This window comes from Microbispora triticiradicis (genome assembly GCF_005864065.1).
In the GTDB taxonomy this organism is placed as follows: domain Bacteria; phylum Actinomycetota; class Actinomycetes; order Streptosporangiales; family Streptosporangiaceae; genus Microbispora; species Microbispora triticiradicis.
Genome location: NZ_VANP01000001.1, coordinates 15,481 through 28,838 on the forward strand (window position 1 = coordinate 15,481; position 13,358 = coordinate 28,838).

General features: G+C 72.2%; 10 protein-coding genes. 2 read left to right on the plus strand and 8 right to left on the minus strand.

Annotated elements, in window-relative coordinates:
* Window positions 1-60 precede the first annotated feature (60 nt).
* A complete protein-coding gene (locus FED44_RS00065; RefSeq protein ID WP_138459338.1) occupies window positions 61-327 on the plus strand; it encodes a heavy-metal-associated domain-containing protein in 267 nt (88 codons plus the stop codon).
* Here FED44_RS00065 and FED44_RS00070 read toward each other — a convergent pair.
* From FED44_RS00070 to FED44_RS00080, 3 genes are read right to left on the minus strand one after another with little or no spacing between them, the layout of a single operon-like run.
* A complete protein-coding gene (locus FED44_RS00070; protein ID WP_138459339.1) occupies window positions 317-3,280 on the minus strand; it encodes a BTAD domain-containing putative transcriptional regulator in 2,964 nt (987 codons plus the stop codon). The two genes, FED44_RS00065 and FED44_RS00070, sit on opposite strands and share 11 nt — an antisense overlap.
* 42 nt (window positions 3,281-3,322) lie before the next feature.
* Complete coding sequence (locus tag FED44_RS00075) at window positions 3,323-4,426, minus strand: flavin-containing monooxygenase (RefSeq protein ID WP_138459340.1); 1,104 nt, start codon at window positions 4,424-4,426, stop codon at window positions 3,323-3,325.
* The gene (locus FED44_RS00080; protein WP_138459341.1) at window positions 4,423-4,638 is read right to left on the minus strand and encodes a heavy-metal-associated domain-containing protein; all 216 of its coding nucleotides are present in this window, start codon (window positions 4,636-4,638) and stop codon (window positions 4,423-4,425) included. Before FED44_RS00080 ends, FED44_RS00075 begins: the two co-directional genes overlap by 4 nt.
* A 206-nt stretch (window positions 4,639-4,844) precedes the next feature.
* Between FED44_RS00080 and FED44_RS00085 the strand changes: the two genes are divergently transcribed.
* Window positions 4,845-8,057 (plus strand): heavy metal translocating P-type ATPase, encoded by a 3,213-nt coding sequence (locus FED44_RS00085; protein WP_138459342.1) that lies wholly within the window; start codon window positions 4,845-4,847, stop codon window positions 8,055-8,057.
* 10 nt (window positions 8,058-8,067) lie between these two features.
* Here the strand turns inward: FED44_RS00085 and FED44_RS37930 are convergent, their stop codons facing one another.
* The 5 genes from FED44_RS37930 to FED44_RS00100 all read right to left on the minus strand — a co-directional run bounded on the left by FED44_RS37930 (window position 8,068) and on the right by FED44_RS00100 (window position 13,307).
* Window positions 8,068-8,190, minus strand: a complete 123-nt coding sequence (locus tag FED44_RS37930; protein ID WP_262367334.1) for a hypothetical protein — start codon at window positions 8,188-8,190, stop codon at window positions 8,068-8,070.
* Between the two features lie 3 nt (window positions 8,191-8,193).
* On the minus strand, window positions 8,194-10,038 hold the full coding sequence (locus FED44_RS00090; protein WP_208758771.1) for an HNH endonuclease signature motif containing protein: 1,845 nt from the start codon (window positions 10,036-10,038) through the stop codon (window positions 8,194-8,196).
* A gap of 449 nt (window positions 10,039-10,487) precedes the next feature.
* Window positions 10,488-10,625 (minus strand): hypothetical protein, encoded by a 138-nt coding sequence (locus FED44_RS35510; protein ID WP_167521343.1) that lies wholly within the window; start codon window positions 10,623-10,625, stop codon window positions 10,488-10,490.
* Window positions 10,626-11,210: 585 nt separating this feature from the next.
* The gene (locus FED44_RS00095) at window positions 11,211-11,861 is read right to left on the minus strand and encodes a hypothetical protein (RefSeq protein ID WP_138459344.1); all 651 of its coding nucleotides are present in this window, start codon (window positions 11,859-11,861) and stop codon (window positions 11,211-11,213) included.
* Between the two features lie 381 nt (window positions 11,862-12,242).
* Window positions 12,243-13,307, minus strand: a complete 1,065-nt coding sequence (locus FED44_RS00100; RefSeq protein WP_244301633.1) for an AI-2E family transporter — start codon at window positions 13,305-13,307, stop codon at window positions 12,243-12,245.
* Window positions 13,308-13,358 lie beyond the last annotated feature (51 nt).

Consider the following 13,358-nt stretch of genomic DNA (forward strand, 5'->3'; position numbering starts at 1 on the left):
GAAAGGGCCCGACAGCGGGCGGACAGCGGACCGCCAGAGGAGGGCGGCAGGCTTTCCGGCATGGCAGACGAAAGCCGTCAGGGGGCGGCGGAGACGACGAGCGTGCGGGTGCCGGCCATGCTGTGCCGGACGTGCGTCCGCCTGCTCAGCAGGCACGTACGGGACGTTCCCGGCATCGCCTCGTTCGAGATCGACGCCGCCGAGGGGCTCCTGCGCGTGCGCGGGTCAGTGGACGCCGGAGAACTCCAGGCGACGCTCGCCGCGGCGGGGTTCGCGGGCGACCGGTGCCGGCACCTGCGACCGGACGCGGGTTCGGTCAGGTCGTGAGCGCGGCGGCCGTCTCCCGGGCCCGGGCGGCCTCGTCCGGCAGGCCCGCCGTCTCGGCGCAGCCGGCCAGGAACGACCACAGCCGCGCCCTGGCCCAGGGGAACTCGCCGTCCTTCAGCAGGGCCACCGCGTCGCGGCACTCGCGGACGGCGGCGCCCGCGTCCCCACGGACGTACGCCATGCGGGCGCGGCCCCACGCCGCCCACGCCTGGCAGCGAGGGTTGTACGCCCGGCGCGCCACGTCCTGAGCCTCGGCGAGCAGCGCCGCGACGTCGTCGCCCTCGTCCAGGTCGAGCCGGGTGTGGGCGGTGTGCACGAGGGCGAAGGCCAGCCCGTGGAAGGACCCCTGGCCCCGCACCCAGTCCACCGACTCACCGAGGACCGCCAGGGCCTCCTCCCGCCGCCCGGACTCGCGCAGGGCGATGCCGAGATGCGCCAGGATCGCGCTGCCCATGATGCGGTCGCCCGCCGAGTGCGACAGGTCGAGACAGAGCCTCCACTCCCCGGCCGCGGCCTCGAAGTCGCCCAGGCGCAGGGTCAGCAGGGAGTCGAGATACTGCGTCATGAACCGCCACCAGCCGTCGTCGGAGTCGCCGAGGTCGCGGCGGCTCCGCGCGACCATCGCGCGGCAGCGCTCGGGGTCCCCGCCGTACTGACCGGCCCAGGCCACCACGAGCCGGGAGATCGCGGCGTTGGGCACGTCGCCGATCTCCTCGAAGACGGCGAGGCTCTTCTCGGCGGCGGCGACGGACTCCGGCGTCGGATAGTAGACATAAAGGAGGCCGATGCCCTGCAGCGCGCGGGCCCGCGCGCCGGTGGATCCGCCGCCGGTCTCCAGCAGCGCGGTCAGCGCCCGCGTGCCCTCGTGGCGCAGCCCGTAGTTCCAGAACCACAGGAGAGCGCAGGCCAGGCGGAACCCGCTCTCGGCGTCGCCACTGTCGACGGCGTGGTCCACGGCGGCGCGGAAGTTGTCGTGCTCGTCGCTCAGCCGCGCGAAGACGGCGATGTCCCGGACCCGCCTGCCGTGCTCCTCGGCATAGCGGGCGAAATAAGCGAGATGACGGTCGCGGCAGGCCCCCGCCTCACCGGCCTCCTCCAGACGGGCCCACGCGTAGTCGCGTACGGTGACGAGCAGCCGGAACCGCCCGGTGGCCGGCTCGGGCACCACGAGAGACCGGTCGACCAGCCGGAACAGCAGATCGAGCACCTCGCCCCGGACGATCCCGTCGAAGGCGCACACCTCCTCGGCGGCGGCCGGCGTCCAGCCGCCCCGGAACACCGCGAGGCGGCGCAGCAGCCGCCGCTCGGCCTCCGGCAGCAGGTCGTGGCTCCAGTCGAGCGTGGCGCGCAGCGTGCGGTGCCGGGCCTCGCCCGTACGCGGTCCCGCCGTCAGCAGCGAGAACCTGTCGGCCAGCCGGGCTTCGATGTCGGCCGGAGACAGCACCTTGACCCGGGCGGCGGCCAGCTCGATGGCGAGCGGCATGCCGTCGAGCCGCCGGCAGATGGACGCGACGACGGGCGCCGTCTCGGCGTCGAGGGCGAACGAGGGCCGCACGGCGCGGGCCCGCTCCACGAAGAGCCGCACCGCCGGGCCGGCGTCCGCCGGCTCGCCGGTGGCCCGGCCGGGAGACACGGCGAGCGGACCCACCGCGACCTGCACCTCGCCGGGGATCGCCAGCGCCTCCCGGCTGGTGGCCAGCACGAGCAGCCCCGGGCAGGCCGCGGCCAGCCGCTCCACGAGGGCGGCCACCTCGTCCACCACGTGCTCGCAGTTGTCGACCACCAGCAGCGGACGGCCGTCCCGCAGATGCTGCTCCACCGCGTCGGCCGGTGCCGTGTCCTGCGGCGCGACTCCCAGATCGGCGGCGAAGGCGCCGGCGACGTCCGTCCCGGGCTCCAGCGCCGCGAGGCGGACCAGCAGCACCCGGTCGGCGAGCGACTCGTCCACGTGGCGGGCGACCTCGAACGCGAGGGTCGTCTTGCCCATCCCGCCCGGGCCGGTCAGCGTCACGACCCGCGCCTCCGTGAGGCGTTCCAGCGTCGTGGCGACGTCGTCCTGACGGCCGATCAACGGCGTCAGCCGCCGAGTCAGCTGCCGGGGCAGCCGGTCCGCGCCGACCCGGGTCCGCTCCGCGGCGGGTACGGACGGCTGTGCGGACGGTGGGGCGGACGGTGAGGTGGGTGGGGCCGCGGCCGACGGCACCTGCTGGCGGAGGATGGCCTCGGCGAGCGCCTGGAGCTCCGGCGACGGATCGATGCCGAGTTCGTCGGCCAGCCCCCGGCGCAGTGCCTGGTAGGCGGCCAGCGCCTCCGCCTGCCGCCCGCCGCGGTAGAGCGCGAGCATCAGCAGGCGGTGCAGCCGCTCCCGAAGCGGGTGCCGCGCGACCAGGCGTTCGATGTCGGCGACGGCCTCGTTGTGGCCGCCGGACTCCAGCACGAGCTCGTAGCGGTCCTCGACCGCGCCCAGCCGCAACTCCTCCAGCCGGGCGCTCTCGGTCGCCGCCCACGCGGTGGCGCCCACGTCGGCCAGCGCGGGCCCCCGCCACAACCGCAGCGCATCGTCCAGGCGGCCCAGGGCCGCGGTGACGTTCCCGGCGGCCGTCTCCGCACGGGCCAGGACGAGCAGCCGCTCGAACACGTGGGCGTCGACGGACTCCGGCGGCGCCGCCAGCCGGTATCCGGGCGCCTGCGTGACCAGAACGTCCCCGCCCAAGCCGGCGGCGGCGAGCGCGCGGCGCAGCTTCGACACCCGGATCTGCAGCGCGTTCGTCGCGTCCGCGGGCAGGTCCTCGCCCCACAACGCGTCGGTCAGGCCGTCCACCGGCACCACCCGGCCGCAGGACAGCGCCAGCCGGGCCAGCAGGGCCCGTACGGACGGAGGCAGCGCCGCCGAACCTGCCGCCCGCACCTCGGTCGGCCCGAGGACCGCGAACGTCACAGCCGTGTCCCGCATGTCGCTCCTCTTGCATCCCCGTACGGCGAGGAATGCCCAATATTACGGGGCAATGAGTGATTTGCCGGGTTGACTGGCCGACGTGGTCAGGTGGCCGGCCAGGGCGGCGGCGTCGCGGCCGATCCAGCCGAGGACGGACGAGCCGCGGGCGCTCTGCCAGGGCAGCCCGAGGAAGTACAGCCCGGGCCATTCGGTGACGCCCTCCTGGTGCACCGGGGCGCCGCGCTCGTCCAGCACCGGCACGTGCAGCCAGGGATAGTGCGGGCGGAACCCGGTGGCCCAGACGACCGCACCGGGACGAAGGCGTCTTCCGCCCGCGAGGATCACCTCCGGCCCTTCGGCGCCCACGACGCGCTCCACCCGTTCCACCCGGCGCATCAGCCGCTTCACGTCCGTACCGATGATCATGTCCGGCCGGCCTCTGAGGCGTCGCCCGAGCCGGCTGCCGGCGCGGACGTTCATGAACCCGAGCCGGGAGAACCACCAGAACAGGTCCCGGCCGAGCACCCGCTGGGGCAACGCCAGGCCCGGCGACGGCGCGGACAGCCGGACCCGCCGCCCGCTGCCGGCCAGCTCCTCGGCGATCTGCACGCCGGTGTTGCCCGCCCCGACGACCAGGATCTCCCCCATGGGGAGCTGCCCCGGGCGGCGGTAGGCGCTGCTGTGCAGCTGGACCACCTCCGGGGCCAGGCCGGAGGCGAAGGCCGGCGTCCGCGGCGTGTGGAACGCGCCCGCCGCGACCACCACCCGGGCGGCCGTGCAGGACCCGGCCGTGGTCTCGACCCGGAACCCCTCACTGTGCGCTTCCCCGCGCGCTTCCCCGTACGGCCGTACGGTGGTCACCTGGTGCTCCAGACGGACCGGGAGGGCGAAGCGCCGCACGTACTCCTCCAGGTAGGCGGCGACCTCGTCCTTGCCGGGATGGCCGTCCGGGTCACCCGGGAACGGCAGGCCCGGCAGCGCGTCGTACCGGCGCGGGGTGAACAGTGTGAGCGAGTCCCATCGGTGCCGCCAGGCGTCGCCCACCCGCTTGTTCGCGTCGAGGATGGCGAACCGCAGACCGGCGCGGCGCAGGTGATAGCCCAGCGCCAGCCCGGCCTGCCCGCCGCCGACGATCAGCGTGTCGTAGTCCGGGCGGGCGCTCATCCCGCCACCTCGTGACCCGCCACCTCGTAGCCGGCGTCGGCGATGGCCTCGCGGACGGCGGCCGGGTCGGCGGCGCCCGTCACCAGCACGGTCTTCGCGGTGAAGTCGACGGCCACCGAGCCGACGCCGGGCACCTCGCCGACAGACTCCGCGATCGCCTTCACGCAGTGCCCGCAGCTGATGGTGGGGACGGACAGCACAAGCTGGTTCATCGTTCGCTCCTTCGGGTCCCCGGCCGCCGAGTGCGGCCCGGACGCTTCGCACCCTCCCGTACGCCGCTGTCCGTCCCCTGTCGCCCCCGCTGCCGTGCGCGGACAGGACGGGGGCAGCGGCGGGAAAGCGCCGCGCGGAAGCGTACGAGTCGTTCACCCGGACTCACTGGGACTCACTCGGACTTACTAATGGGAGGTGGGGAGCGATGACGACCGCGACGAGCGTCACGGTCTCCCGCGCGCTGGAGATCGGCGGGATGACATGCGCGTCCTGCGTACGCAGGGTGGAAAAGGCTCTCACTCGCGTTGACGGCGTGACGACGGCCGAGGTGAACCTCGCCACCGAGGTCGCCGCGGTCGCCTTCGACCCGGCGCGCGTCACGGTCGAGATGCTCACGGAGTCGGTGGGCCGGGCCGGATACACGGCCACCCCCGTGCGCGAGGACCAGGAGCCGGTCCGGCCGGAGCCGGAGGACGAACCGGACGCGGACCGGGAGGTCACCCGGCTGAAGCGCACCTGGCAGGTCACCCTCGCCGTCGGCCTGTCGATGATGGTGCTGATGTACGTGCCGCTGCCCGTCGACGCGATGGACTGGCTGATGCCGCTGCTGCTGGTCGTCGCGACGGTCGTGCAGTTCTGGGCGGGCCGCCCCTTCTACCGCGCCGCCTGGGCGGCGGGCCGGCACGGCGCGGTCAACATGCACACGCTCGTCGCCATGGGCACGACCGTGGCGTACGGCTACAGCGCGTTCGTCACCCTCTGGCCAGCCGCGGCGGAGCGGGCCGGGCTACCCCTGCACGTGTACTTCGAGATCTCCGTCGTGGTCATCGCGCTCGTCCTCATGGGCCGGTGGTTGGAGGCGAGAGCCAGGAAGCGGACCACCTCCGCCATCAGGGAACTGCTCGGGCTGCGCCCGAAGACGGCCCGCGTCCTGCGCGGAGAGGCCGAGGTCGAGGTGCCGGTCGAGGAGGTCGCCGTCGGCGACCTGATCCGGGTGCGTCCCGGCGAGAAGATCGCCGTCGACGGCGTGGTCACCGCAGGCTCCACCACCGTGGACGAGAGCATGATCACCGGCGAGAGCATGCCGGTGCGCAGGGGCGAGGGCGACCCGCTGATCGGGTCCACCGTCAACCGGACCGGCTCGGTGGTGATGCGGGCCACCGCCGTGGGGCAGGACACGACGCTGGCCCAGATCGTCCGGCTGGTGGAGGAGGCGCAGGGGTCCAAGGCGCCCCTGCAGCGTCTCGCCGACACCGTGTCCGGCTGGTTCGTGCCGGCCGTGATCGGCGTCGCCGTGCTCACCTTCGGCGTCTGGGCGCTCTTCGGACCCGACCAGGGCCGGCTCGCGTTCGGCATCGGCACGGCCATCGCCGTGCTCATCATCGCCTGCCCGTGCGCGCTCGGTTTGGCGACCCCCACAGCGATCATGGTGGGCACCGGCAAGGCCGCCGAGCTGGGCATCCTGATCTCCGGCGGCGACGCGCTCGAACAGGCCCGCCGCCTCACCACGGTCGTCCTCGACAAGACCGGCACGATCACCCGGGGCCGTCCCGGCGTGACCCACCTGACCCCCGCGCCCGGGTTCGACACAGGCGAGCTTCTGACGTACGTCGCCGCGGCGGAGACGGGGTCCGAGCACCCCCTCGGCGAGGCGATCGTCTCCCGAGCCCGGGAGGGCGGGCTCAGCCTGCCGCAGGCGGAGCGTTTCGAGGCCGTGCCCGGCCACGGTGTGGAGGCCCTCGTGGGCGGCCGGAACGTGCTCGCCGGCAACCTCGCGCTGATGCGCCGTCACGGCGTGCCGACCGGCGCGCTGGAGCCGGTGGCCGCCCAGGCGGCTGCCGAGGGCGCCACTCCCGTGTACGTCGCGCTCGACGGCCGCCTCGCCGGGGTGATCGGAGTCGCCGACGCGGTCCGGCCCGAGTCCCGTGAGGCCGTCGGACGGCTGCGCGCGCTCGGACTGGACGTGTGGATGCTGACCGGCGACAACCGGGTCACTGCCGACGTCGTCGCCCGGCAGGTCGGGATCGACCACGTCATCGCCGACGTACGGCCCGAGGACAAGGCCGCCCGCGTGGCCGCCCTGCGCGAGAGCGGCGCGGTCGTCGCGATGGTCGGCGACGGGATCAACGACGCCCCGGCGCTCGCGACGGCCGACCTCGGCATCGCGATCGGCACCGGCACCGACGTCGCCATCGCCGCCTCCGACATCACCCTCGTCGGCGGCGACCTTCGCGGGATCGTCTCGGCCATCGACCTGTCGCGCCGCACCGTGTCCACCATCAAGCAAGGTCTGACCTGGGCGTTCGCCTACAACGTGCTGCTGATCCCGGTCGCCGCCGGAGTGCTGTATCCCTTCAACGGCGCGCTCCTCGATCCCTCCCTCGCCGCCGCCGCGATGGCGATGAGCTCGGTCAGCGTGGTCACCAACGCCCTGCGCCTGCGCCGGTTCCGACCCGGCATGTCCCGGTCGTGGAGTTCGCGGCTCGCCGACTGGAGCTACCTTCTGGGCATCGCCGCCCTCGCCGTCGCCGTGGGCGCCGGGTTCACCGCCCTCAGCCGTACGGAGGCGGCGCAGCGCGGGATGAACGGCGTGCTCGCCTGGGTGCAGGACACCGGCATGCCGATGCGCCCCACCATGAGCGTGATGATGACGGCCGAGACCGAACCCGTGCCGGCGGAGGACGCCGGCGTCCGGATGGACGTCCAGGTTCCCCGTGACGTCGTCCCCGGCGTCCCCACCACCGTGCGCATACGTGTCACGGACCCCGCGACCGGCCGCCCCATCGACGACCTCGTACGCAGCCACGAGGCGTGGATCCACTTCGTCGTCACCCGGGCCGACCTGGGCACCTTCGCCCACGTCCACCCCGAGCCCACCGGCCGGGCCGGCGAGTTCACCGTCCGGGCGACCTTCCCGACCGCCGGACGCTATCTCGTCAACGCCGAGTTCCGGCGGCAGGGCGAGATGGCCGACGTCCTCAACCATCACGAGGTCACGATCGGCGACCCGGAGACCGCCCCGGCCGTACGGACCTCGTCGCCGTCCCCTCGCGAGCAGGTCGTCGGTGGCCTGCGGGTCACCCTGACCGGCGACGCCGAGGTCGGCGGTCGAAGCGACTTCACGTTCCGCTTCGCCGACGCCGCCACCGGCAGGCCCGTCTCCGGCCTGCGCCCCTACCTGGCCGCCGCCGGGCACATCGTGGTCATGCCGCTCGACGGCAGCGGCTTCGCGCACGAGCACGCCGAGGCCGAGGACGACCAGGGCCGCCCGGTCTTCGCCCTGCCGGGGCAGACCTTCGGGCCCGAGCTCGGCCTGCACGCCGAGTTCCCCCGCCCCGGCCTCTACCGCCTGTGGGGGCAGTTCCGCGACGCGACCGGCCAGGTGCTCACCACCACCTTCACGGTCGAGGCCCGCTGAATCGGCGCCGTCACAGGACCCGCACAGCGCCCGACCAGGGCCGGGGCGACGACAGTTCGCCGTCCCGGCCCTGGCGCATGGGCAGGGCGGCGCCGAGTGTCTTCGCCCGGCACCGGTTTCGCCTCTCCCCCATCGGCTACACCCGCAGTCGGGTGGTGCGGGGGTTGCGGTAGGTGAAGGCCCAGCGGTCGTCGCCGATCTTGCGGCGGGTATAGCGGGCCGGGTGGCGGTAGCGGTCGCGGTTGTGGAACTGGCACGCCGGCCCCAGCAGCTTGAGATCGGTCAGCCCGCCGCTGCACCAGTCCTCGGCGTGGTCGATCTGGCACATCGTCGCGGGCAGCGGGCAGCCGTCCACCCAGCAGGTCGCATACCGGGCGAAGACCGCCCGCCGCTGCGCCGGGGTCGCCAGACGGACCTTGCGGCCCATGTCCAGCACCTGCCCACCGGCGTCCATCAGGATCCGCACCAAAGTGCTGGTACGGGCCAGCCGATGCACGCCGGCAACAGGCAGCAGATGCCCGGTCGCCAGGATCAGCCCCGGCAACCCCCGCAACCACACCCCCGGCGGCGGACTCTTCACCCCCACCCCCGCCCAGACGCCACCTCCCCGCCGGGCGCTGCCTCCCGACCAGGCCTCGCGTCCCACCCGGGCGTCTCCTCCCAGCCAGGCGCTACCCCCCAGCCGGGCGCTGCCTTCGGCCAACGCCCGGCCTCCCGGCCCGGGCGGCGCGTCTGAGCCCGCCCCCGGCCAGGCGTTGCCTCCCAGCCGGGCGCTGCCTTCCGCCCACGGTGGGGCATCGGCCTCTGCCTCCTGCGCGCCGTTGCAAGCCGCCCTCGGCATTCCATGCTGCGCCTCGCCTGTCCAGGAGGCGTGCCGGTAGCCCTCCGCCGGGCAGTCACGGGCCGGGCAATCACTCCACTGCTCATCGGGGTCGGCGGCGGAGCGCTCGCTGTCGGCGTCCGCTGCGTCGGCGTCCGCTGCGTCGGCGTCCGCTGCGTCGGCGTCCGTTGCGTCGGCGTCCGTTGCGTCGGCGTCCGTTGCGTCGGCGTCGGTGGCGTCGGCGCAGGTCGCGCAGGAGTCGATGTCGAAGTCCTCAGCGGTCCAGGCGTCAGGCTCGGGGCCTGGGTCATCGCTCGGGTCTGGGTCTGAGAGGTCTGAGTTTGAGGGGCCGGTGTCCGAAGGGGCGGGACCAGGGTCGGGACCAGGGCCTGGGTCGTTGTCTACCGAGTCGGTGGTGGGGTGGTCAGCTGAGGGGTTGTCGGCTCCGGGGTTGTCGGCTGGGGGGTCGTCGGGGAGGGATTCGGCGGTGACCAGCACCAGAAGCTCGGTCGCGATCTTGTTCTCCAAGAACGCGATGAACGCATCCGCGTTCCGCACACTCAGCGTCCGGTCGTCACCCTCGGCCTTGGGCTTGGCGTAGACGTCCAGCAGGTGCTGCAACCGCGCGGCCGCCTCGACCGGGAGGTAGAACTCTCCCTCCAGCCCGCCGTTCCTGCGCCGGCGGACCCGGAAGAACCGGCGGTCGAAGTCGGCCTGCTCGTCGCTTTCGTGGCCGTCGGGGTCCAGCACCGCCCGCAGATACCGCCCCGCCTTGGCCACCTCCGCCGCCCCCGCCGAACCTGCCAACTCCAGCAAAATCCCCTCGGCGGTGATCGCCTGCTCATCGGTCAACCCCACGGTGGCCGTGCAGATCGCCTCCACGATCCCCTCCGCCAGGCTGCCCTCGGCGAACCGCTCACGCACCCGCGACAGACGACCCAACTCCATGCCCATCGTCACCAACCGGCCCGCACCCGGGATCGTCATCCCCCCGACGCTGCGCAGCCACAACCGGGTGGAGGCATGCCCGTGGTTCTTCGCCTCCCCGGCCCGATGCACCCGGCCCACCCGGGCGGCCAGCGCCGAGGTGATGCGGTCCCGTGCCGCCAGCAACTCCTCCGCCTCGGCCAGGCACACCTCCGCCGACTCAGGCACCGGCACCAACGCCACCGCCCGGGCCGCCTCACCAACCGCCGCCACCGCCACCCACGACGACGACCCACCGCCACCAGAAGCATCCCGGTCCGGGCCCGCATCGTTCCGGCCGGCGCCCTCGGCACCGCCAGACGCACCACCGGACTCACCACCAGAAGCACCAGCGAAAGCACCGCCGGAAGCGCCGCCGGAAGCGCCGCTGTAGGCACCACCCCCGGCGCCATCCTGACAAGCCGCATCGGGAGAAGCACAACCAGGAGGATCACCGTCAGGAAAAGCACCGTCGGCGGCACCGCCATCGGTGCGCGTGGCATCGGTGCCCGGGGCATCGGCGTCCGTGGCATCGGCGTCCGTGGCATCGGCGTCCGTGGCATCCATGCGCGCGGCATCCATGCGCGCGGCATCCATGCGCGCGGCATCCATGCGCGCGGCATCCGTGCGCGCGGCATCGGCGCTCAGGGCATCAGCACCGGCACCGGCAGGGCCAGGGGCGCTGCTGTCGGCATCTCCTGCGTGATGGACAGGAGCAGCGGAACCGACCCCAGGGCCGGGGATGTCGGCATGGTCAGGAGCGCCATCAGGGGCGGAGCCATTCACGGTTTCGTCAGCGCTGGAGTCGTCAACGCTGAAGTCGTCAACGGCAGCGATACCGGCACGAGTCGTAAATGCTCGAACAAAGGGAAAAGTCGCCGGGATGCCGTGCCAGCTCACGTGCTCTCTTGCATCGGGATCGACGATAGGCACGTATTCACGGGCAAGTGCGCCCTCGGACGACCAAAGGGGCGAGCCGGCGGTGAGCTGCTCCCACCAGTCATCGCCGATGTCACCGCTGGCATTAGAACGCTGGGGGCGCTCAGGATCATCGTCGAACAGATCCATCGCACCTCCCCGAGAAATTCGAAATCCTGTCTTAATTCTTCCACGCCAACCGACCACGAACACCCCGGCACCGGGATTTGTTGGAGCTACAGGCGATGTTCCGACTAGCTGCATATGCGACATCTGCCGTGTTGCACCGTTTGAACAGAAAACAACCGCCGCAGAAGGCCTTGAACGGGGAACAGCAGGGCACTACCGCGACCACCGTGGCCGGGAGTGCGGGAGAAGAGCCTGCGGAGCCGGCAGCCGGCTTGGGCGACGCCTCGGAGGCCGGCCGGACATGATCTCCGGTCGAGGACTCAGGGGATGGTGGCCAGAAGATCGGCCAGGGCTTGGATCGCTCTGGAGATCCCGGTGGCGGCGAGGCCGGCGCCCACGAGGCTGAGGCAGATGGACAGCACGCAGCCGTGGCCCCCACGCATCGGGCTGAGGATCGGTTTCTGCGGCTCCAGCCCGTACCAGAGGGACCGTGGCTCCAGGAGAAGGAACAGGATCGCGCCCACCTCACCCACCCAGAAGAGCCAGAACCAGGCCCATCTGTTGCCCCAGCGGGGCTGACCCGCGCCGAGCATGGTGAGGAGAGTGGCTAGCCACGCGCCGCCGACGATCCAGGGCGCGCCGGGGAAGGGCACCTGGAAGGGCCATGTCGGATAGCGCGGGTTGTTCTGATTGCTGGTCCAGCGCCAGATGACCAACGGGTGCTGATCGGCGGCCTCGGACTCGCGCACGAGCTCACGGCGGACGCGGGCCGCGTCCGTGACCCGATCGACGTCGTACCACAACCAAGGGCCGGTGGACCACCGTAACCGCACCGGATCGCCCTTGAAGAAGATCACGTACGTGACCTGATCCGCGCGCAGCGCCGTCTGGAACTCGGCGACCGTGCTCTCGCGCGGGAAAATGCTCAGAACCGTCAGAAAAGCGCCCCAGAGGAGGATGACAAGCAGCACGACACGTATCCACAGGGCCGCGATCCGAAAGGGAACCCGCATGGCCGGCGCTCTCTCCTGCGGATACACGTCCCTCCGATCGTCGAGGCCCGTACGGACGTCACTCCCGGACTACAGCGGCCAGGCTTCACCCGCCTCAAGGCGATGTCGGAAGGTGGCTATGGTGCTACGGCAACGGGCCGTTCGAGCGCCCGGCCGTCGCGCCTTTCACAGACCCCGGCGCACAAACGCCGACGCACAAACGCCGCTACACGAGACGCCGACGCGCAGACACCGGTGAAAACCGCCGAGAGTGCCCATGCCGAAAGCGTACGTTCTCATCACCCGGAGCGCGTGCGCCGTTCGGAACAGATATGAACGGAGACAATCGGATAAGACTCGCTACAGCCGATCCTGGCGGGGCAGCACGACCTCGCGGGCGATCAGGAGCAGGGCGGCCGCCAGGGGGATCCCGAGCAGCGCTCCGACGATGCCGAGCAGGGCGCCGCCGAGCAGCGCCCCGAGGATGGTCGCCACGGGCGGTACGTCGACCGACGACTTGAAGACCTTCGGCGAGATCCAGTAGTTCTCCACCTGCTGGTAGACGATGAAGAACACGGCGCAGGCGATGCCCACCTGGACCGACACGAGGAAGCCCACCCCGGAGGCCACCACGGCGCCGATGACCGCGCCGGCCAGCGGGATCAGGTCGGTGACCGCGACGAAGATGGCCAGCGCCAGCGCGTACGGCACCTTCATCATGGACAGGAACAGGAAGGTCACCACTCCGGCGATCAACGAGATGATCAGGTTTCCGGCGACGTAGCCGCCGATCTGGTTGATGATCTCGTCGCCGAGCAGCCGGACCCGCGTACGGCGCGAGCGCGGCACGAACCGGTAGGCCGTCTCCTTGATGGAGTTGAGGGACCCGAGGAAGTAGAGCGTCAGCACGAGCACGGTGAACCCGCTGAACAGCGCACTGATCAGCACGCTCGCCACGCCGAGGAGGCCGCCGAACATCTGGGTGGCCAGCTTGTCGCCGGTCACGTACTGCTGGAGCTTGTCCAGAACCTGATAACGCTCGTCCACCGAGCGGATCAGCGGGTGGTTCTGCAGTTGCTGCACGTATTCCGGCAGGTGGCCGAAGAACCCGGACGTCTGCTCGGTCAGCGGCGGCACGACCGCGAGACCGAAGGCGACGAAGAACGCGATCACCGATCCGAACACGATCGTGATCGCGACGCGGCGGGACAGGTTGCGGCGCTGGAGTGCCTCGACCGCGGGGTTGAGGCCGATGGCGAGGAACAACGACACCACGATCAGCACGAGCGCCGAACCCGCGCTGGCGATCGTCTGGACCAGCAGCCACGCGGTGAGCACGCCGAGGGCCCCGGTCAGGCCGAACATGAACGGGTTGCTCCGCAGAGGGCGCCCCGGCATGCCGAACGGCCGGTCGAGGGGCGTCACCGCGACTCCGTCACCCGTGCCATCGCCCGTGCCATCGCCCGCGCCCCCACC